Origin of the sequence: Aquabacterium sp. NJ1 (assembly GCF_000768065.1) — a bacterium.
GTDB lineage: Bacteria > Pseudomonadota > Gammaproteobacteria > Burkholderiales > Burkholderiaceae_C > Aquabacterium.
The window spans coordinates 27,526-45,616 of record NZ_JRKM01000002.1; the positions used below are offsets into that span (position 1 = coordinate 27,526).

The following is an 18,091-nucleotide window of genomic DNA, read 5'->3' on the forward strand; positions in this document are numbered from 1 at the left end:
GAACTTGTTTGGAGTCATTCATGGTCGGGGTAGTTGGTGATGAGCACGCATGCGGTTCGCCTGGAACCTGTCTTTATGAGGTCTGAGTACTTGGCAGTTTTTCTGGGGAGTAGAGCAACTGATCGTTCTTCCTGAGTTGTCTCCAATTGATTGCCTTGGAGTGACTCTTGCCCTCTTACGGTGATGTCTTGTCGCCTGGCGAGCGATGCCATGGCATGCATGTTCGCCATCTTTGTGAGAGCGTCCGTGGTGATGGAACCGCTGGCACAGCCGATTGCGGTATCGGGCGAGACATCAGGCAACTCTGACGCGGTGTCCGCCGCGAGGCGCCAATCAATCGGCTTCATTCTCAGGCTGCTGGCCAAGGCCTGCAGATCCGAAGCCTCCACCAAGCTTGACGCCTCATCTGAGGAGATCTGCTGAGATGCCGTGAGCCCAGCGATCAGCAGCCCAATGAGGGTAGCTGCAGGCGTCAATTGCCGCTCTCTGCTGCGCTGGAGGCTGTTGCTGGTACCGATGCCGTCAGAGTGGCCGTTTGGGCTTCCCTGGCCTCTTTGGCGCGTTGCGCCTGGCGCTCAGACACTCGGCGCTCCAAGTCGCTGAAGGCGGCTGCGATCTTGGCGTCATGCGCTTGTGCTTTTTGCTGCTGCAGTACGCGATTGAATTCGGTGTAAGGCAGCTTGACCAGCACGAAGGTGTTGAATTCCCCACCGATGGACTTGACGTCTTGCTTGATGGTTTCCAGACCCACTACGGGGACTTGTGTGACCAGCTTGTCAATTAGCTCGGTGTATTGCTGTGTCAGTGCCCCGCCCTGCTCTTGGTTGTAGCTGCGCTCGCTGCCAGACAGCTCTTGGTTGTAGAGCTTGGCCAGGCCGAACTCGCCATCCAGCATGGCCTTGCGCATGGATGTACGCAGATCGCTGGACTTGCCAATACCCACTGCGTAAACGCCAGAGGCATCGGGGATGGGGGCTTGAAGCGCCCACCTCGGGACTTGTTCAAGCAGTGCCTCGTTCTGCGTCTGTTTTTTCGCGGCAAGATCCGCCGAGGCCTGGCTCCGTACCTCTTCGGCTTTGGCCCTGTCACGGGCTACTTGCTCCATCGTCGGAGACGATGCGCATGCGGACATAAGCAGGGGGATGGATAGCAAGGCAGCACGTTTCATGAGGCTCTCCTGGACATGGGTTGCGTTCCGCGCAGTTTGGTGCACAGGTGCACCGGAATCAACAGCCCGGTATCACTTACCCCCATTTTCTGTGGATAACGACCGGGCTTGAGTGCTGAAAGTTGTTCGCTGACAACCCTTTAGACTGGGTTGCCCGATTTTTAAGCAACCCTTGCTGAAAGTCAGCGAAGAGTGACGCTGGACTCCGCTGTCGGGTTTGGTGCTGACATCACACTGCGGATCAGCTGGGTGATCCACGAGGCTGCGTGCAGGCCTTCAAAGCCGTCAGAGCCAGGCCCAAAGTCGTGAGCGGGAAGCTTCCATTTGCGCTCGATCACGTCATCAATCGTGCCCAGCTCATCAATGACGCCAAGTGCCAGTGCCTCGTTGCCGCCCCATGCTTCACCAGTGGCGTATTGAACACCGGGCTTGAGCGTCTTGCGGAGGGAGCGAAGCTCGTCGCTGAACTCCTTGCCCATTGTGTTGACCAGCTGCTGGGCTTTGTCGTTTGCCTGGTCCGTCATCGGAAGGTAGGGGTTGAGCATGGCTTTCAGCGGACCTGAGGCGTACACGCGTTGGGCCACGTCCACCTTCTCCAGTGCCTTGTGAAAGTCCCAGGTGGCCATGACGGCGCCAATCGATCCGACCAGTGAGTACTTGCCTGCGTAGATTCGATCCGTGTGCATCGCGATCATGTACGCAGCTGACATGCCCCCGTTACCGATCACTGACACGATGGGCTTGGGATGCTGCTTTTTCAATGTCGCTATGGCATTGGTGATCCGTTCCGACTCGACAGGGGCTCCACCGCTGCTGTCGATTGCCAGGACCACGGCCTTGATCTTGTCGGACTCGAATGCAGCCTTTAGCGCGGGGATAACCTGCGCCGCAGATGCGGTGCGTGAGCCAGGCGCGATATCGCCTTCAATTCGCACCACACCTACTGCGTCTGCAGGAGTGAACCACCGGCTCCCATTCATGTAGATCAGGCCACAGAGGTAGACCAGGAATGGCAGGCCGAAAATCATGAAGTAGATGCTGGCCTTGAGGATTCGAGATCTGCGCTCGGCTCCTCGGTCACGCAAGAGCGCGGCGACCAGGCCTTGGAGTGTCGTCTGGAGATCTGCGCCCGAAGAGGCGTGTGCCCCAACGGCCAATTCCACCGGATCTGTATCCCTCTGTCGGCGAAACAGTCGTGACCAGATGGACGTGCGCGGCTCTTGTGTGTCGGTTGGCTGGGTCATGTTGCACCTCGAAGGATGGAATGAATGAAGGATGGGCAGATCGATGATCTGCCCTGCTTCCAACTTCTGACTTCCGACCTTCCAGGGTGACGACGCCCAAACTGCGGTGCGCTACCAAAGCCCACCGCTGGATATTGCCCCTGGGAACTATTTTGGCACTCTCATAAAAGAGGTGGAAATGCCCATTACTTACAAGGTATCAGTGCTTTTGCCGCTTGACCATCCAACCAGGTGTATTCGAGCCTGGTCGAGTGAAGATCAGGCGGTAGGCAGAAAAAGCGAAGAAAATCATTGCCCCTACTCGCAGCATTAAAGCACCTAAGGCTAAGCCGAAGAACATCGCATCGTGAGGCGCATTGCCCGAGGCATTCAGGTCGTGCGTGATGCCCGCGCCAAGCAGGTAGGCCAACGACGGGGTCAGGAGAAGCGTCACGAAGGCCGTGACTGACCAGCTGGCAAGTGGAGCGATGGCCGGTGAAGTAGTTTTCATGATCTCGTTCCCGCCTGGGGGGGCGTTACTCTGAACTTCTTGTTGGCATAGAGATTGACAAGTAGCTTGTCGATGCCGAACCCTACAAAGGCGCCGACGATGATGAGAGTAAAGCCGATCAGGCCTGCGCTGAGAGGAACGGCAGAGCCCTCATAGGCCATGGCAGCGAACTGCTCATACGGCACGTACGTCTGCGTGCCATTTGAAGCTTCTACCTTGTAGTCCCCTGTCATGAAGTCCCTGCTGACCCGACCTTCGAGTACCTCCCCACCCTTTGTATAGAAGTGGGCATGTTCAACGACTTGGAGGCGCGACGCGGTGATGAACGCGCAAAGAATGATGATGATCATGGCTAAGAAGCGCATGGCATTGGTCCCCTTAATCTGGTCACTTTCTCAACGGCGCAGCAGTTTGGCCCTGAACGGTTCATGCCGCTTCTTGGCTTCTCGCATTGCCAACATGGCCTGAGCGGCCAGCATCCGGTCCACATGGGTTTGAACTTTTGTGACCCAGAAGAACGAACCAAATAGCAAGACAGCAAGAGAGGTGCTGAACAGGTATGCGATCATCTTGGCGTACTCGGTCTTGTTTCTGCTCAATAGCTCAACCTTACTTGTCAGGTACTTTTGCATCGCAGCTTGTGTGGCCGATACTTGCTTGCTGGACTCAATTTCCACCAACTTTGCCTGAGCATCTAGCGTGTCGTGAAGATAACGCTCGTAGTTCTCAACAAATAGGTATGCCGAGGCCAGAATTCCGGCAAGCCCGAAAATCGCGAGGAACTTCCATAGGCTGTCTGTTGGGATTTGAAGCTTCTCCAGCATGCAGGTTCATCCCTTTTGATGGCGCTTGTAGCTTGGTCAGCTGACTACCGACCGTGGGGCAAAGCTAAACATTCGGACTTAACCCCGAAGATTCACTTCTTCGCGTCGGCAACCGTTGGCATCACCATCTGCACGTCCGTCACGCCCTTTGCTGACACCACGGTCTTCGACGTGTATGACGCCACCCGAGTCAAGACGTCACGTACTACGTCTTCCATCGGCGTTCCCTTGATGGACGACATGCCACCCAGCGCGCCCATGCCAGGACCGAAGGCAGCGGCGCCCCAGCTGGTGCTCGACGTTTCGTTGTTGCCGGTGAAAGTTTTGGCTTCCATCACCTTGGCCTTGCTGACGTCAATCACCTTGATATCCATGCCCAGTTCGGCCTGGCGTGTCGTTGTGGAAATGGATCCCAGAATGGGAATGAAGCCGCCCGCGAATTGCTTCTTCTCGGTGCTCATCGAGATGGAGGTGATGGCCCCGGTGATCATGTACTCGGCCTGCTGGACTTCGACGGTCTTCCCAACCAGCGCCATTTCCTTCTTCAGCTCCTCCAGCGCTTCGCGCTCCTGGATCTCGAAGCACCCAGTTTCTTTGAGGACAGTGGTCAGCATTGCTGTCATGCCATCGCCAATGCCAGGGAACGTGGACGAAGAGCTGCCCGAGGCCAGCTGTGCCAGCGCCATGAGGCCGCTTGCCCGAGGGTCTTGTGTAGGAGCTTGGCAGGACGACGACTTGCATGTCACCTGGCCAACCATGACCGTGGCCACAGGCTTGCTGCACTTGGGCAGCGCGTAGTCCTTCTCGTTTGTGACGGTGGTCGATTCAGCGGCAAAAGAAGCTGCAGCGAAGCACGCCAGTGCGCATGCAGTGATGGTGCGGATTTGCATGGATTCCCTCTTTGGTACGTCGTTCGTCAATGCGCCTCAAGTTGGCGCGATAGGCGTAATTCTGCCCCGTTCCGGGGTGAATGGTAGGTGCACTGGTGCACCGAGTCAAGATTATGTGCCCTTGTGCCCGAATACCTTCTCCGCATGCTTAAGGTAGGCCGGATCGAGCGGCCTCCAACGCATGGATTCAGGATCAGCCAGCCAGGCCTTGAACGCTGAAAGGCTGATCGGCCTTAGCTGCCCTTCATTGAATGCCTCCAGCGCCTTCGACTGTGAAAGGCCTGAGCCTTCGACCAGCGTGCGAAGCCGCGCATTGGTCGAGGTGTTAGCGGGGGGCTTTTTCGAGTCTTTGGTCATTCCCGAATAATACCCAGTAGGGATCCCCGGCTTGATTCGAGTCAGGTAGCTCTGCGAAGCATCTCGACGCTCAATCCCTAAATCGTCCGATTCTGAGCGTTGTGATCGCCGCAAGTGCGGCACCAGCTGCTGGCTGCAAAGCAGCTGCCCAGCCAGCGATACCGTTTGGAGCATCGCCGCCGTAGAGCATGGCCACCTCCACCGGAACCGTCATGACAAGCACCGATGCAATGCGCTTGAGTGGATGTGACGGCAGCAAGCTGCAAGGAAGAACAAACGCGAAGGTGCCAGCGCACCCGACCATGAAGGCGACGCCGTGCCCGACTGCATGAGATGTACTTTTGCCAAAAGCCTCTTGCAAGTCCTGCAGAAGAGGTGCGGATGCGTCGATTGCAAGGAACGTCAGCTTGTCCCCCACTACCTTGGCAAAGTACTCCATGAACGCTACAGCAAGTAGAAGGCTGTAGCCGAATGTCATCCTCCAGCTCATCGTCCAATTTCCGAGAGGGTTAGTGGCGGCGTACAGCCTCACCGAGTTGCACTAAGGTATAGATGAGATTGGCATACTCACTAAAATCGAATGCCTAATGCTTTCGATACCAAGTCTCTTGTTGATTGATCTTGCAAAAGCAAGCTACCAGACGGCTGGTCGGACTTCATCGGGTCGCCGCTGGCCAATATCAGCCACTGCTGCCCCTTTTGAATGGCAAGACCGCATGATGAGTTCGATGTGTAGACAGGAACGAGTTCCCCTACGTGCATGGAGCCTTTGATCACCTGATGCACTCGCATCATCGCTGGTACTTGTTGACCACTTCCGCTCCTGCCATTCGATGCGGACTCAGCCCGCCCAATGAAGACCGATTGCTCTTGGTTGACATGCTCGCCCAATCCAATGTCTTCATACTTACAGCCCCAAGAAGGCAGCGTCAGCGCAAGCAGAGCGATCCCAACGTATAACGCGGACTTCACACTACCTCCCGCTGTCGACCGTTGTCGGCTTCGCTTGAGCTTGTTGGTCAGGCGATTGCCTCCAAGCTAAAGCATTGATCTTTGCATCAACCTTGTCCGCCCAATTGAAGTACAGGCTGTTGAAAAAGAGGACGGCGAAAGTAAATGCCACCGCAGCCATTGCCTGCAGCGTCAGGGTGATCAGCTTCTTGACGCTCACGATTCGCCACTCCCGATTGAATTAATTAGAAGCCTATTATCTCTGCTTGACATAGGCCTCATGCCGCCGACGCCACAGCATAGCGATTGCTGTCATGCGGTCGAGCCCTTCTCCCAGGATCAATACGTCCGAGTCATTTTCTTCGTCGTAAGGGGCATTCACATCTGCGCGCCACTTGCCTCGCGAGTCACGCTCGAAGCTGCCGACGCAATCCCATCCACTCGGGGTTACTTGCGTCACCGGACATCTGCGCTGCAGGAAGCCAGGCGCGTCTCGTGATGGGTAATTCGGATTGAGTTCGATGAAGAAGACTCCGTCGTCCAGCAGAACCTCAGATGTGGGCATGCCACCATCCTTGCTATGACTTGTTCCCATGGGCTTTCCTCGCCTTCGGTTGCTAGGCAATCCTACCGCGATAGATGCGGTAGGTTTCTCCGTATTGTGGTGCACAGGTGCACCGACGGTCAAGCTCCCTGAAATTGCGGGCGCCGGGAGAGAGGTGGGGTGGGTATTAAAGTTCGTCGAAAGCACCATTGAGGGCTCCTCTTAGCGCCATCTAGACGAACTTTTCGCTTTTGGTCTTTCGTCAGCCCCACAGCGCTTCGCGCAAGGAAATGCGTTGGCCAGCTATGCGCTGTTGTATTCGGTAGGCGCGTGCGGCACACATCCGCATGTCATAGCTATCCATGCTGAAGTCGAACCAGCCAATACGGCGTCGTGCTACCGACTTGCGCACAATTTGTTGCTTGATTTCTTCGTAGGTCATTGCTTATTCCAACTGTGGTCAAACCTTGGCTAGAGCTGTGGCGCCCCAGCCGTTCTATGCAGCTTCTATCCCGCTCAGTCCACCCATCCAGGCCTCGGGCATGGTCCGGAGTTGTTCCGCAGCGCCTGCAGCCACGTGCCGAGCTGATTCCGCTGCTCCCCGATGCCTCCTGCTGTCGTGAGAATTGGGGCGTCCATTTCAACAGCGCCGTAGTCCACCAGTTGCCGCAAGAGCGCCATGAATACTCTCCGGTACTCACTACCGCCGCAGACGATGACACCGCGCCATCCGGCCCCCTTGACATCGTTCCTAGGGAACATGGAGCGAGACATCACCGATAGCGGGGTGGAGTCCGCTCCATACCTGGTGTTCATCGTCCCAAAGCGGTCCTGTCGTTCCAATATGCCCGCCTTGATCAGCATGTCGGCCTTTTCCTTTGTCAGACGTGCCTCGTAGGTCTGGCTATGGGCTGTCGCACTGGTGATGCCGTACTTTCCAGAAAGCACGACCACATGTGCATGGGTAAGGCCATAGCCGACAACTTTGTAGTACCAATCTCCGAGGTGTGTTCTCAGCGTTTGCCACATCGGCCCCTCGTAGAGATCGATGAGGGTGGCCTCTTTCCCTGCCTCAAGCACGCGTTTGGTTCCGCCGCATGCCATGAGGATCATGGTGTTGTCGAACGTCATCTCATCAGAAACTTGATCAGCACTGGTCAGATCGATTTCCAGGCTTGGATCCACGCTCCGAACTCGCCTGCAGGCCTCGGCCTCTTCGCGGCGCCAATCGGTGTTCACCGGCAGCTCATCGATGAGTGATGTCTGACGTGCAGTTTTCACTTCTGCTGGTTGGTGAGCCTCGGGAGGTGCGGAGGGAACGTCCGCTTGACGGTAGTCTGCTTCAGCTGTGTGTTGGAAGTCGGTCGACATTGATCTGGTCCTTTCGTCGGTTGTTATCTGCTCGTTGGAGCCGCCTCGACGCAAAGGAGCACTGGAAGCCGAGCTGGCCAGGGCATGCCCGGAAGCCGCACGCCCGCAGGGACCGGGTGAGGACATGGCGAAGCGCACCCTGGCCAGATCGGGTGGAAGTGCTACGCGTCGAAAAGAGGCGGTCCACCGGGCTGATCCGGCGAAAGGTCAGTGTGGTGGAGCTGACGTCATCTGTGAGGTGCTGGACTTGGCCAGCTGAACTCTCCAATAAAAAAGCCACCCGGTCGTAGAACGATCCGGGTGGCCACACTTCGCGAATCAGCCGGTGGCTGTTGCCACCGAATACCGCAAAGCCTTTGGAGAAGAGTCGGCATGGGCTGTACTGGCCCAGTGCCGAAGAGCCTTCCCCAGCTCTTCAAACAACCTTGCTACGGGTTCAAAGCAAACCGATTGCCCCATCGCCGCATGACCATCAACGATGCCCATGCCTTTGACAAGGCAGTCAGGTTGCCCCTTCAGCCGAGCATGCTCAACAACACTGAAGCGGCGCTTGAGGCCTGGCTTGGTCGGGTGTGCCAGAAGTGGGTCTGTAGAACCCGCCTTCTGATACCCCTTGCGCAAGGTAGGCACCTCGATGTCGCTTTCGTCAACCGTCTGCAAGGCAAAGCAGGAGCCCTTCTGCGCATCCCTTTCAGCCTTGATCTGCAGGTAGTCGAATCGAGACCACTCCGGCGAGTCGTCAGCTACATCCTCCAGCACTTCACTCACGTACCGCACCTGGCGATATCGCTCATGAATGTCAGAGGTGACGCTGTTGATGTCGAAGGCGATACCCCTGGTCACAGCAACCAGGAACCATCGCTCTCGACGCTCCAACTCGCCAAAGTACGTTGCGGTCAGACAAGTCTCTTGGACGTGGTATCCCATGTCCGCAAGCATCGACCTGAGAAGATCTGCGCTCGCCTCATTGGAGTAGCTTTTGACGTTCTCTAGAACGACAGCAGCAGGATTCCAAGCAGCGATCAACATGAGCGCCGGTACAACCAGGTGCCCAACTTCAGGGTGTGACTCCATCCTCTTGAGACCACGCTTTGCTTTGCCTGCTACCGATGCTCCACTGCAGGGAATGCCCAGTTCCACGACGTCGACCTTGAAGCCTCTGCTTTGTGGGTCTTGGGCATACTCTTGCATCGGAGCTGCAACAGCGACGGTCTTTGAAGACCATGCCGGGTTGTGCTCGATTGCCTGGTTCAGCCAGTCCGCGTTGATCTCCACTGCGACGGCCAGATCCGCGTCAAGCTCTGCCCGCTTCAGCCCTTGGTGCGCAGTGTGCGCGAGAACACCGATTCCATGCGCAATGCTTCCGACCTGCAGGCGCCCCGCATCCACAGATCTGCTCAGCCTTTCTAGGCGGTCAAGCCTGGAAAGTTCGCTGGCCAACGGCGTGATGGTGATCTGCAGGGCAGAGATGGTTATTCGAACGACCATCACCGCGCCAAGTGTGGAGAGCATGCCATTGCTGTTGATGTCGATCACCGGAGCGACATCTTGGCTTCCGTGCTTGCGCTTCTTGCTAACCACGCGAGATCCATTCTCTCGCCTATGCAGAATTAAAGTCCTCTTACTGGGGCAGGCCTCGATGTCGAAAGTAGTGCCTGGTACAAACTGACTTCTCGCCAGTACAGCACCATCAATGTAGATGCGTCGGGCACCACGATTCGAGCCAATGGCCCTGACGATATAGCTATCCATGATCACTCCTAATGAGGAGGCCAGGCCCCCTCTCGGGAATGCCTGGCCAGGTCTGGAAAGTTCAGAAGGAGCGATCAGTCGATTGCTCGGTAGATTTCACGTGCTTCAGGGTGGTCAGCCATGAAGTCGCGCAAGGTGTGGAAGTTCTCGGCGCATGTGTCGGTGCGGTCTGAGAAGCTCAGATGGCTCAAAGCCATGAGCGTCATGATGATTCCGGCAGCGTCACCGCTGACTTCGCCATCCCAGCCGTTCATGGTGTTGGTGAGCTTGTACAAGCCGTGGGCAGCGGGCCTCATGTAGCCGACTCCACCGGGTATCTTGACGAACTCCCAGTGACCGCCCGTGTACTGCTCGGACATGCCACTCATGAAGTCGAACACCATGCCCTCACCTTTGAGGTACAGGCCGTTCCCAAAGAGTTTGGGCAGGAAGGCCATTCGATGCGGCGCCGACACCAACGTGGCGTTGCCATGCAGTTCGCCGTTGATGTTCGCTTTCACAGATTCAAGGATTTCACTCATGATGAGCCTTTCAAAGTAGGAAGAGCCCGCCCATGGCCTAAGGCTGGGTAGGCAAAGTTGATGAGGTGTGACGTGCTTAGGCCGCTGCGGATGCAGTGCCAGCAGAGCTGAGAGAGGAAACCCAGTCCCGCAGGAATGCAGCATCTGGGTCAGTCGAGTCAGTAAGCCAGCGGGCCACCGTTTGGTACTTCTCGTCTTTGAGGCAATGCGTTGTCGCTCCCTTGAAGGCTGCTACAACGCGCTTGGGCTCGAAAACACGCGGGTATCCCAGCACGGCATAGCACCAGTCGCAGTCCTCTTCGAACCAGCCTGCTTCGCCACAGAAAGTGGGAAAGCTGGCCAGGACAGGAGGCAGAGCAGCCAGGCGAACCGGCGAAAGGTAAAACCCGCCATGGCTGGGCGTGCCATAGAGCGTGATGCCAGGCAAGTACACGTAGCCGTAGTCGGGAGCACCCCAGGGGGTGCACGTCGTTCGCAGCTCCAATGTCGTGAGTGGGCGGTTAGCACCTGGTGCAGACGACTCGGTGATCAGCGATTGAGACAGACGAGGTGTGATGGGCATAGAGCCTCCTAAAGCGGTGCAGGAAGCTCTCCCTGCAGGGATGAGACTCCCTGCAGGGTTGGTGATGGATAGCCTTGCTCAGCGTGCTGAGCCAAGTTCAACCGGATGGTCAGTCCAGCAAAACGGTGATTGCGCACAAGCCAGCTTCGCGGAGCTTGCTGTGTGCGGCCGAGGTAATCAGCGCGCTGTAGACCGAACAACCCAGCCGTTTGGCAGCTTGGTGCTCAGCTACGGTGCGCAGTTCCAGGTTCTTGGCTCGAATCCGATGAGCCTTCAGCGTCTTTCGAGCCAGGTCATCGTGTTCTTCGCGCCAATACACCGCATAGCCTCGGTAGAGGTACTGGGTGTTAAACAAGCAGATGGGTGACTTGTCCCCCATCTCTGGCCAGAAAGCGCCGCCTCGGTCGAACGTAGGCCCTGCATGAGGCGTCGAGTCGAGTGCTTGCGCGTGAAGGTTCGGCATAGCGTGCTCCTGAAAGACAGGACACGCCCCAAACGGGATCATGTCCCGCCGTGGGTAGAAAAACAAAGCCCCCGAGTGCTTGACGCGCTGGGGGGCTGAGAGGGTGGCGCTGAAGGCTCAGCGAGAGATGCTGGAGAGTATCCTGGCCTCGCGTGCTCGGTTAAAAGCACGCATGAGCTGGAAGTCACGATCAACCTGACGCTTGAGGCGCAGACCGCCGTAGACGTGCCAGCCAATGGTGGCGAAAACTGCCACCAGACCAATTGTCACAATGGAAAATCCCAACGTATGCATTGCATTCCTCTTTCTGAGAATTTAGTCCACTTTGCCGATCTGGGCAAGTTCCAGACGGGCAGATATGGCTACTCGATACGCCAGGACGCGGAAGATTGCCCAGAGCAATCCACCGGCAACTGACGACAAGGCAAACCAAATCTTTCGTGGGTCATCTAGGAGGCCTGCAGATACGAGGATCGACACGGCTCCAGGCACCGCGGCACCCAAGGGCAGCGCGGCTTTGTCGCACAGATCAACGACGGCTTGCAAAGCCTCTGCTTGACCCTTGAGTTCACGCTTTCGGTCGAGAATGAGCTTCTCCAACTTTTTGCGCTCAGGGGAACCCTCGGAGAGGGACTCGCAGAGTTCTTCAAGCCCGCGCAGATCCTGCACGTCTTTCATGGTCATACATCAATACTCCTGTTTTGGAGCGATCAACGCATGACCCTGGCGGGTATGCGAATCCCGCTCGGGTTATGTGGCTAGGCTGTAGGCCTAACAGTTAAGTTTCAAATGCTTTGGAACAGCTGGACGTTTTCCGCGTGGGCTGTCAACGCATCACGATAGAAATCGTGGCGAGACTTACGCATTCGGCGATCCTGCAGACATTCCGGGCGCATCTTTTGGCGCAAGTGACGGATGACCTGGCGGGTCGTCGCGGCGACGTGCAGATCACGCACCGCATGGCGGGCTGCAAATGACATGGTGCTTCTCCTATGAAAAGAAAAAGGGGAAGCACCGACCCCCAGCGGGAAGGTGAACTTCCCCATGGGGTTACAGACAGATCGCACTCCAGGCCTCAGCTTTGGTGGATGAGGTCCACGAGACTTTCGGGAGCCGTTCTCGTGTTTCAGGGCGCTGCGTAAGGTGCAGCACACCGACCGTAACTGACGGTCAACAGATTCATTCTGCAATCTTAGACCATCTGATGCTGATGGTCGAGACCCACGCGGCTCACTGCTGCTCCGAAATCTCGTAGATGATTTCCTCAGCCTGACGATATGCGTAATGGTTCAAATTCAGTCCCTCACTGGCAGCGTAGGCAAGAAGGGGCACCTCTGCTGAACGAAGCTGGTTAAAGGCAGGCTCACGTGAGTCCAGATCCGCATCTCTAGCCCGATCAATGGCGGCCATGTAGACAGGCAATGCGTCAAGCGCTGAGGCTTTCGGTGCTGGAGGAAAGGCCCGCTCAACCTCAGCGAGCTGGTCCTGCTCAATCTCCGGCCAAACCACCCGACCGAACTCGGTTTCGAAAACCACCTCATCAGATTGAGTGACTCTGATACCTGGGACCAAGTTCTTGTAGGTGAAGACAATCTCCAAAGTGGCCTTCACCTCCTCTCGATAGATGGGGACTTGGTATTTTCCTTGGTCGTTGAAGAAGTGAATCCGATACATAGTGATCCGGCCCTTCAGTTAATGGCATTGATGGCGTCGTCCAACACCTGGACCTGCAACGCCATCACTCCACGATCATGCTGCTGGGGCTCAAATTGAACGCGCATGCCTTCCTTCAGGGTTCTAAATCCATCCATGACGATTTGGCTGAAATGAACGAACACGTCGGTGTCCTCACCGTCCGCGACGATAAACCCATATCCCTTGGCGTCATTGAACCATTTGACCTGCCCAATCTTCATACCCCCCCCTTTCGACGTCTGTAAGGCACTGGTGATGCCGCTGCTACGCACACTGCCCTGCCGCTATCAGCGCATCGTAAAACTGATCTTCGTTCCCCGATGTCATGAGCGCGCCACATGCACCGCATTCGGAGTAGCCTAGGGTTGTGTGGAGCACATTGCACCCCTTGGGGCAATATAAAACATGCCCTGACGAATTGCCTGGATGGCAAGCATCCATTGCCAACTCATCCAGAACCATGTTGTGCGCGTACTCATACTGACGGGCTAAATCTGGATCACTGAACGGCACCCTAAGTGACAACGTCGGATCTACAAATTGAGCCTTGGCGTCACGCTCCCCCAGCGTGTTGGCGATCGACAGCGCTTGCCAATACATCTCGTCTGGCTGTTCGGTTTCGGGTCCATCCCTGAAAATCACGTCACGGATGGTTTGCCTGGCCATGAGGACCATGGCCTCAACGATCAGCGCATACCTATCCATTGGCTACTTTCTTCCTGACTGTTGGGCCTTCTGTGCGGCCTCTGCAGCCTTGCGCGCTTCATCTGTAGGGCCAGGGATCAAGTCAACGAGCCCACTGGGGCCTGTGGCCGGACCTTGCCCACCAGGGATCTTGCGCGAGGCCCCTGATCCCATCCCAAAGTTGGACGGCGTCTCTTGTGCCAGCTTGGAGGTGTCTTGCAAGTGAAGCGGGTTCAAGTTCCCTTGCCGCTCATCCATCTTTTCTCGGGTGCCTTGTCTTTGCTCTTCGGTGGAAGTTTGCGTGGCGGCAATTTGCTCCTCAGCCCTCGCCTTCGCGGCCTTCGCCTCTTCAGATAGCTTGTTGTCCCTCACCACATCATTCGGAGACAGTCCCTGCTTGCTCTGGGCTGACCGCACTCTGGCCACGTTCGCATCGTTAGCCGCTTGAACTGCCGGTGCGCTTGTCGGCTTGCCAGGTACCTGTTTTGCAAGCTCCCCACGAGCCCGGTCGTAGTCTTGAAGTAACGGGCTCTCACCTCGGGCATCCGGCGCGTAGCTCGAAGAACCAGATGGCATTGTGGCCACTGCTCGCGGGCCTTGTGCACCGATTGACGATAAGAAGGGCTTGTTGTGATCGTCAAGGAACACCTCGCTCGATTGCAACCACTTCAGGACAGCTGCCTCAGCCTTCTGTTGATCGTACGACGCAGCGCCAGGCGTAATGCCTTCCTGCTTGAGGTAGTTGTTCAGGTCAATCGTGTTTGAGGTCGACCACCGAGTGCTGACGACCATTGCCTTCTCAGCAAGAGACTGGAAGCGTTTTGACTCTTCGAACTTGGCGTGTGCCCCCTCTCGTGCGCCCACTGCTTCCTTCAGCCCAGCATCGACACGCTGAGTTGCCTCACGGTTGCTGCTGCGAGCGCTCTTGAAGTCATCAGATGTCATGTAGGAGGTGACGGCATCGAGCTTGCGTTGCGTGCCAATCTGCTTGAGCGAGTTGACACCCGACTCCAGAGCCTGAGTGACCTGCTCGGCTGTTGTCGTACGCCCTGCAGCTGCCAGCTTCGCCTGGAGGCTCACCCCCATCATGCTCAGACCTGCACCAACCAAGCCGCCTGGCTTGAGGCCAGCTTCGACAGATGCGGTAAGGCCCATCTCAACGGCTGTCTTTTCGTCAATTCCAAGTTTCTGAGCGATGTTGCGCGTGGTTTGTGCGACCTCAGAGCTGGTGACACCTGCCGAGTTCATGTCCTGGAAGGCTACGCCGTTGACCTTCGTATTTTGGAGGCCTGACCCCTTGGAAAGAGCCTGAACGTCGTTGAACGAGGCATCAATGGATCGCTCAAAATTGCTGTTGAGCGTATTGGCCGAGGCCTGAGCTAGCGCCGACTGGTCGGTCCAGCGCCTACTCAGATCCCGAGTGACGTCGACCGACTGAGGATTGCTCCCTGTGCGAACGTCAGCTCGGTAATCACCATTGAGCAAGTCGCTGTAGACCATGCCGTTGGTGTAGTCCATCTTGCGCATGTACGGGCTGCTCTCCTCGGTTGACATCGAGCGCTTATCAACACTCACGTTGCCGCCAGAAGCATTGCCCTTTGCTGCCTCACCTGCAGAAGACGCAGCTTGATCGACTGGAGCCCGCGTCAAACCGCCACCGGAAACTAGGCGATCCATGCCAAACACCACCGCAGCCGCAATGAAAGGCACCATGTTCAGGTACTTGCCCACCATGGCTGTAGCGGATATCGACCCCGAGTAGATGCCAGTGGCGTTCTCAAGGGTGAGCCCCCCAACAGAAGAAGCAGCAGCTGCCAGCTCGCGGGCAGAAGACGTAGTCGCCATGAAATTGACAATCGCAAACATGGGGGGCCACAGCTCAACCCATACTGCGGTCAGTAGATAGCCGACTGCAAGCCTCTTTGCCATCTGGCCTTCTGACATCAGCAGGAAAATGACGACGAGCGGAAAAACACCCATCAGCAAGCCATCTGTGATGTTGCGCATGATGGGCAGGGCCTCCTCAGCGTAAGAGCCCTCCGCTGCGAATGCGGCGTTCATGGATGCGGTTCCCTGAGCCTTTGAGTAGGCCTGGAGCATCGCGGCCTGATCACCCGCAGCAACTGAATTCGCCACGTTGGCCGCACCATACGAGTTGCGGAGCGCGCTGGAGAGAATCAAGTCGTTGGCGGTCGCCGCTGCAGTCGCCAGCTTGGCCTTGGTCATGGCTGCGACAAGGTCTGTCCCGAAAGCTGCCTGGGCCATGGCCACGGTCAGGGTGGGATAGAACGAGGGGGCAAGCTTTGCAATTTGGCGTGTGACGTCCGCCCCCACCTTGGTGTTCAGGTATGTGTACGCGCTCTTGCAATCCGCAACGGTGACGACAGTCCCAGATGGCAAGACATCCTTGTGATACGTCGTGAAGAGCGCCGCGTTCGTGTTACCCATCAGGCCCCAGAGGCCCACACCCGAATTGAGAACATCATCCTCAGTGACAAGCTTTCCGACCACCGGAATGAAGCAGTTCTTGATGTAGTTGGTCACATCGGTCTCGACGTCACCTGAAACCCACATCGAACTCAGGTGCTGGGCAATGAGCTTGTTGCCAAACATCATCCCGTGATCCCGGTATGTAAGCGATGAGGACATCGCCGCATCGGTCGGGATGGACTGGAAGCCTGTCTCGAACAGGGAGGTGATGGTGTCTCCGACGTTAGACTTGATGGACCAGAGCACGCCCAACGCCCATGGCACGTTTTGCACGACCTGCGCTGGTTGCACACCCAATCGGTCAATCACTGTGACATCGGTCTTCGGTATGAATGCGATCCCAGATAGCACCGCCACCTGGGCCAGCCATTTCCATCCCTTTGCCCAGTGCTGCGGCATCAGCGATGCAATCGAAACAACAATGAAGCCAATGATGACCCCAAGGCGGATCAAGTCCTGGTACTCATTGGCACCGATGATCAGCTTCACCGCCGTCAGGATGCCCACTAGGCCATCGACGTTGCCGTATGCGTAGACCTCATTGCTAAACGCCATGCCGCCTCCTGCCGATCACCGAGGCGCTGCCTTGGCCATGGCCAAGGAGTTCCCGATGAACTCACGAATGCGGGGTGATCCCGTCGTGCGGAACTGGCGATCCATGCGCTCCAGGTTGTCGATCATGGCGTTCATCGCGGGCTCTTGAGCCAGGTAATTGCGCTGCTCTGAGTCGAATGCAGCCAGCTGTCGATCAATCGAGGCACGCAGCTCTCTCAGGTTCTCATCCTCCACGGTGTCCTGAGGCTTGACGTTGCTCAAGTAGCCCTTCGCATCGCGCAGTTGCGCTGTCAAGAACACGTATGCGAAGTCATACCCGATTGCGCGCTTGTAGCGCTGGATGAGCTGGTCTGTGAGCGACGTATCCGGAGCCCAGTACCCCAGGGCCATAATCTTGTAGACCGGGATTCGTGTGTTGTTGATCAGCTTGAGCGTGTCGCTGCCAGCCAGAGCAGGGTTGACGTTGTTGGCCAGGGCATCACGCCAGGCATTCAGTAGCTTTTCGACCTTCGAAGGAAACGCTTCGATGGTCTCGTCAGGGTTGGTGGTATCGACCGCAACGTCGGCGCAGGGCTTGCCTGTCGGATCAGATGTGTCGGCGACACAGCGCCACCAGTTCTTGATCTTGACCTTCCCTCCGGCAGCATCCTCGTTCCCTTCAAGGAGAAGTTTGAGGCTGGAGATTGTCGGCTCACGTCGCTGAGGAAGCTTCGACCCGGATGTGTCGTCCTTCGCTACTCTGCGCACAACCGTGCCCACCAGGTTGATGAACAGCTCCTTTTCATCCTTGGTGAGCGTGGTCGAGGCGAGCGCATCCCACATGAGATTCGCGTCGTGAGGCGCGACATCTTTTGTCTTTGGATCAGCTGCTTGTGCAACGTTGGTTGATCCCGCGTTGTCCTTACAGGCGTTCTGCGCCTTGTTGTAGTCGACGCCCTTCATCATTTGACCCATGATGCACTTTTGGGTGTCGCTGCCCGTGATCATCCCAGTAGCGCCCATCACCAGGCTCTGCGCGGCCTCACAGGAATTGATGTTGGCCTTGTTGACGAACCGTGTGATGGACTCAAGGGTGTCAAGCACCCCCTTGAGTTGCGGACTGAGATATGACAGCGCTGCCTGAAAGAGAAGGCCGACCGTGGCATCGCCGATGGATTGCAGCATCTCCTTGAACTTGTCCTCATTGATGTACGAGAACGAACCAAGGCGAGCATCAATGCCACCGCAACCAGCTGAGAGAGAGGGTGCAGTCATGCTGGCCAGCTGGTAGTTCCTTGCTGGAATCCGCCATTGAACCTCGCCCCCTGTAATCACGCCCATCGACTGGCTTCGAAACGCCCCAGGACCGTCAACTGTGGCGGTCCCACCCATGGACTTGAACATGTTCTCCATCTGCGTATCCAGCGCCGCCGCTTGGCCGACTGGATAGGTGATCGGGGTGAGCATTGCTGCGGCTGCTACCGACGTAAGGAGCAATCTCCTTGCCTTGCCACTTTGCTGCTTCGTGTTCATGCTTTACATACCCCTCTG

The 18,091-nt window shown here is 56.9% G+C and carries 26 protein-coding genes; all 26 read right to left on the bottom strand.

Annotated features, from left to right (window positions below):
• Window positions 1-14: 14 nt before the first annotated feature.
• On the bottom strand, window positions 15-347 hold the full coding sequence (locus tag JY96_RS23410) for a hypothetical protein (RefSeq protein WP_161784389.1): 333 nt from the start codon (window positions 345-347) through the stop codon (window positions 15-17).
• 125 nt (window positions 348-472) lie between these two features.
• The gene (locus tag JY96_RS21280) at window positions 473-1,168 is read right to left on the bottom strand and encodes a hypothetical protein (protein ID WP_152606681.1); all 696 of its coding nucleotides are present in this window, start codon (window positions 1,166-1,168) and stop codon (window positions 473-475) included.
• A gap of 182 nt (window positions 1,169-1,350) precedes the next feature.
• The gene (locus tag JY96_RS22655; RefSeq protein ID WP_052163007.1) at window positions 1,351-2,412 is read right to left on the bottom strand and encodes a S49 family peptidase; all 1,062 of its coding nucleotides are present in this window, start codon (window positions 2,410-2,412) and stop codon (window positions 1,351-1,353) included.
• A gap of 199 nt (window positions 2,413-2,611) precedes the next feature.
• Window positions 2,612-2,902, bottom strand: a complete 291-nt coding sequence (locus JY96_RS21290; RefSeq protein ID WP_035044128.1) for a hypothetical protein — start codon at window positions 2,900-2,902, stop codon at window positions 2,612-2,614.
• Entirely contained in the window at window positions 2,899-3,252 is a 354-nt protein-coding gene (locus JY96_RS21295) for a hypothetical protein (RefSeq protein ID WP_152606682.1), read from the bottom strand. Before JY96_RS21295 ends, JY96_RS21290 begins: the two co-directional genes overlap by 4 nt.
• Window positions 3,253-3,297: 45 nt before the next feature.
• Window positions 3,298-3,726: a hypothetical protein gene (locus tag JY96_RS21300; protein ID WP_035044132.1), complete on the bottom strand. Its 429-nt coding sequence runs from the start codon at window positions 3,724-3,726 to the stop codon at window positions 3,298-3,300.
• A gap of 92 nt (window positions 3,727-3,818) precedes the next feature.
• A complete protein-coding gene (locus tag JY96_RS21305; protein ID WP_035044134.1) occupies window positions 3,819-4,616 on the bottom strand; it encodes a CsgG/HfaB family protein in 798 nt (265 codons plus the stop codon).
• Window positions 4,617-4,727: 111 nt separating this feature from the next.
• Window positions 4,728-4,973: a hypothetical protein gene (locus tag JY96_RS21310; RefSeq protein WP_035044136.1), complete on the bottom strand. Its 246-nt coding sequence runs from the start codon at window positions 4,971-4,973 to the stop codon at window positions 4,728-4,730.
• A 70-nt stretch (window positions 4,974-5,043) separates the two neighbouring features.
• Window positions 5,044-5,451 (bottom strand): hypothetical protein, encoded by a 408-nt coding sequence (locus JY96_RS21315; RefSeq protein ID WP_152606683.1) that lies wholly within the window; start codon window positions 5,449-5,451, stop codon window positions 5,044-5,046.
• A gap of 92 nt (window positions 5,452-5,543) precedes the next feature.
• Window positions 5,544-5,945, bottom strand: a complete 402-nt coding sequence (locus JY96_RS23415) for a hypothetical protein (protein ID WP_152606684.1) — start codon at window positions 5,943-5,945, stop codon at window positions 5,544-5,546.
• Between the two features lies 1 nt (window position 5,946).
• Window positions 5,947-6,144, bottom strand: coding sequence for a hypothetical protein (locus JY96_RS21320; RefSeq protein WP_035044141.1), 198 nt, complete (start codon window positions 6,142-6,144; stop codon window positions 5,947-5,949).
• 36 nt (window positions 6,145-6,180) lie between these two features.
• Window positions 6,181-6,489 (bottom strand): hypothetical protein, encoded by a 309-nt coding sequence (locus JY96_RS23420; RefSeq protein ID WP_152606685.1) that lies wholly within the window; start codon window positions 6,487-6,489, stop codon window positions 6,181-6,183.
• Between the two features lie 241 nt (window positions 6,490-6,730).
• On the bottom strand, window positions 6,731-6,910 hold the full coding sequence (locus JY96_RS21325) for a hypothetical protein (protein WP_035044143.1): 180 nt from the start codon (window positions 6,908-6,910) through the stop codon (window positions 6,731-6,733).
• Window positions 6,911-6,984: 74 nt separating this feature from the next.
• Window positions 6,985-7,839, bottom strand: coding sequence for a hypothetical protein (locus JY96_RS21330; protein ID WP_152606686.1), 855 nt, complete (start codon window positions 7,837-7,839; stop codon window positions 6,985-6,987).
• 318 nt (window positions 7,840-8,157) lie between these two features.
• Window positions 8,158-9,591: a DNA cytosine methyltransferase gene (locus JY96_RS21335; protein ID WP_035044154.1), complete on the bottom strand. Its 1,434-nt coding sequence runs from the start codon at window positions 9,589-9,591 to the stop codon at window positions 8,158-8,160.
• A 74-nt stretch (window positions 9,592-9,665) separates the two neighbouring features.
• Window positions 9,666-10,112: an antirestriction protein gene (locus tag JY96_RS21340; protein WP_052163009.1), complete on the bottom strand. Its 447-nt coding sequence runs from the start codon at window positions 10,110-10,112 to the stop codon at window positions 9,666-9,668.
• A 76-nt stretch (window positions 10,113-10,188) separates the two neighbouring features.
• Window positions 10,189-10,674 (bottom strand): hypothetical protein, encoded by a 486-nt coding sequence (locus JY96_RS23675; protein WP_161784390.1) that lies wholly within the window; start codon window positions 10,672-10,674, stop codon window positions 10,189-10,191.
• A gap of 109 nt (window positions 10,675-10,783) precedes the next feature.
• Complete coding sequence (locus tag JY96_RS21345; RefSeq protein ID WP_152606687.1) at window positions 10,784-11,137, bottom strand: hypothetical protein; 354 nt, start codon at window positions 11,135-11,137, stop codon at window positions 10,784-10,786.
• Window positions 11,138-11,254: 117 nt separating this feature from the next.
• On the bottom strand, window positions 11,255-11,431 hold the full coding sequence (locus JY96_RS24090) for a hypothetical protein (RefSeq protein WP_235334068.1): 177 nt from the start codon (window positions 11,429-11,431) through the stop codon (window positions 11,255-11,257).
• A gap of 21 nt (window positions 11,432-11,452) precedes the next feature.
• On the bottom strand, window positions 11,453-11,821 hold the full coding sequence (locus JY96_RS21350; RefSeq protein ID WP_035044157.1) for a hypothetical protein: 369 nt from the start codon (window positions 11,819-11,821) through the stop codon (window positions 11,453-11,455).
• A gap of 101 nt (window positions 11,822-11,922) precedes the next feature.
• Window positions 11,923-12,117, bottom strand: a complete 195-nt coding sequence (locus JY96_RS23425; RefSeq protein ID WP_152606688.1) for a hypothetical protein — start codon at window positions 12,115-12,117, stop codon at window positions 11,923-11,925.
• A 250-nt stretch (window positions 12,118-12,367) separates the two neighbouring features.
• A complete protein-coding gene (locus JY96_RS21360; RefSeq protein ID WP_035044161.1) occupies window positions 12,368-12,811 on the bottom strand; it encodes a hypothetical protein in 444 nt (147 codons plus the stop codon).
• Between the two features lie 14 nt (window positions 12,812-12,825).
• A complete protein-coding gene (locus JY96_RS21365; protein ID WP_035044164.1) occupies window positions 12,826-13,053 on the bottom strand; it encodes a cold-shock protein in 228 nt (75 codons plus the stop codon).
• A gap of 43 nt (window positions 13,054-13,096) precedes the next feature.
• Window positions 13,097-13,537 (bottom strand): hypothetical protein, encoded by a 441-nt coding sequence (locus JY96_RS21370; RefSeq protein ID WP_035044175.1) that lies wholly within the window; start codon window positions 13,535-13,537, stop codon window positions 13,097-13,099.
• Between the two features lie 3 nt (window positions 13,538-13,540).
• The gene (locus tag JY96_RS21375; protein ID WP_035044178.1) at window positions 13,541-16,561 is read right to left on the bottom strand and encodes a conjugal transfer protein TraG N-terminal domain-containing protein; all 3,021 of its coding nucleotides are present in this window, start codon (window positions 16,559-16,561) and stop codon (window positions 13,541-13,543) included.
• 15 nt (window positions 16,562-16,576) lie between these two features.
• Window positions 16,577-18,073, bottom strand: a complete 1,497-nt coding sequence (locus tag JY96_RS21380) for a conjugal transfer protein TraH (RefSeq protein ID WP_035044180.1) — start codon at window positions 18,071-18,073, stop codon at window positions 16,577-16,579.
• Window positions 18,074-18,091 lie beyond the last annotated feature (18 nt).

Coding starts and splice junctions, on each gene's coding strand:
- JY96_RS21365 (WP_035044164.1), bottom strand. CDS start 13,053: ATGAAGATTGGGCAGGTCAAATGGTTCAATGACGCCAAGGGATATGGG.
- JY96_RS22655 (WP_052163007.1), bottom strand. CDS start 2,412: ATGACCCAGCCAACCGACACACAAGAGCCGCGCACGTCCATCTGGTCA.
- JY96_RS21305 (WP_035044134.1), bottom strand. CDS start 4,616: ATGCAAATCCGCACCATCACTGCATGCGCACTGGCGTGCTTCGCTGCA.
- JY96_RS21300 (WP_035044132.1), bottom strand. CDS start 3,726: ATGCTGGAGAAGCTTCAAATCCCAACAGACAGCCTATGGAAGTTCCTC.
- JY96_RS21360 (WP_035044161.1), bottom strand. CDS start 12,811: ATGTATCGGATTCACTTCTTCAACGACCAAGGAAAATACCAAGTCCCC.
- JY96_RS21310 (WP_035044136.1), bottom strand. CDS start 4,973: ATGACCAAAGACTCGAAAAAGCCCCCCGCTAACACCTCGACCAATGCG.
- JY96_RS21280 (WP_152606681.1), bottom strand. CDS start 1,168: ATGAAACGTGCTGCCTTGCTATCCATCCCCCTGCTTATGTCCGCATGC.
- JY96_RS23425 (WP_152606688.1), bottom strand. CDS start 12,117: ATGTCATTTGCAGCCCGCCATGCGGTGCGTGATCTGCACGTCGCCGCG.
- JY96_RS21345 (WP_152606687.1), bottom strand. CDS start 11,137: ATGCCGAACCTTCACGCGCAAGCACTCGACTCGACGCCTCATGCAGGG.
- JY96_RS21330 (WP_152606686.1), bottom strand. CDS start 7,839: ATGTCGACCGACTTCCAACACACAGCTGAAGCAGACTACCGTCAAGCG.
- JY96_RS21295 (WP_152606682.1), bottom strand. CDS start 3,252: ATGATCATCATCATTCTTTGCGCGTTCATCACCGCGTCGCGCCTCCAA.
- JY96_RS21370 (WP_035044175.1), bottom strand. CDS start 13,537: ATGGATAGGTATGCGCTGATCGTTGAGGCCATGGTCCTCATGGCCAGG.
- JY96_RS23420 (WP_152606685.1), bottom strand. CDS start 6,489: ATGCCCACATCTGAGGTTCTGCTGGACGACGGAGTCTTCTTCATCGAA.
- JY96_RS21315 (WP_152606683.1), bottom strand. CDS start 5,451: ATGACATTCGGCTACAGCCTTCTACTTGCTGTAGCGTTCATGGAGTAC.
- JY96_RS21380 (WP_035044180.1), bottom strand. CDS start 18,073: ATGAACACGAAGCAGCAAAGTGGCAAGGCAAGGAGATTGCTCCTTACG.
- JY96_RS21340 (WP_052163009.1), bottom strand. CDS start 10,112: ATGAGTGAAATCCTTGAATCTGTGAAAGCGAACATCAACGGCGAACTG.
- JY96_RS23675 (WP_161784390.1), bottom strand. CDS start 10,674: ATGCCCATCACACCTCGTCTGTCTCAATCGCTGATCACCGAGTCGTCT.
- JY96_RS21325 (WP_035044143.1), bottom strand. CDS start 6,910: ATGACCTACGAAGAAATCAAGCAACAAATTGTGCGCAAGTCGGTAGCA.
- JY96_RS24090 (WP_235334068.1), bottom strand. CDS start 11,431: ATGCATACGTTGGGATTTTCCATTGTGACAATTGGTCTGGTGGCAGTT.
- JY96_RS23410 (WP_161784389.1), bottom strand. CDS start 347: ATGAAGCCGATTGATTGGCGCCTCGCGGCGGACACCGCGTCAGAGTTG.
- JY96_RS21375 (WP_035044178.1), bottom strand. CDS start 16,561: ATGGCGTTTAGCAATGAGGTCTACGCATACGGCAACGTCGATGGCCTA.
- JY96_RS21350 (WP_035044157.1), bottom strand. CDS start 11,821: ATGACCATGAAAGACGTGCAGGATCTGCGCGGGCTTGAAGAACTCTGC.
- JY96_RS21290 (WP_035044128.1), bottom strand. CDS start 2,902: ATGAAAACTACTTCACCGGCCATCGCTCCACTTGCCAGCTGGTCAGTC.
- JY96_RS21335 (WP_035044154.1), bottom strand. CDS start 9,591: ATGGATAGCTATATCGTCAGGGCCATTGGCTCGAATCGTGGTGCCCGA.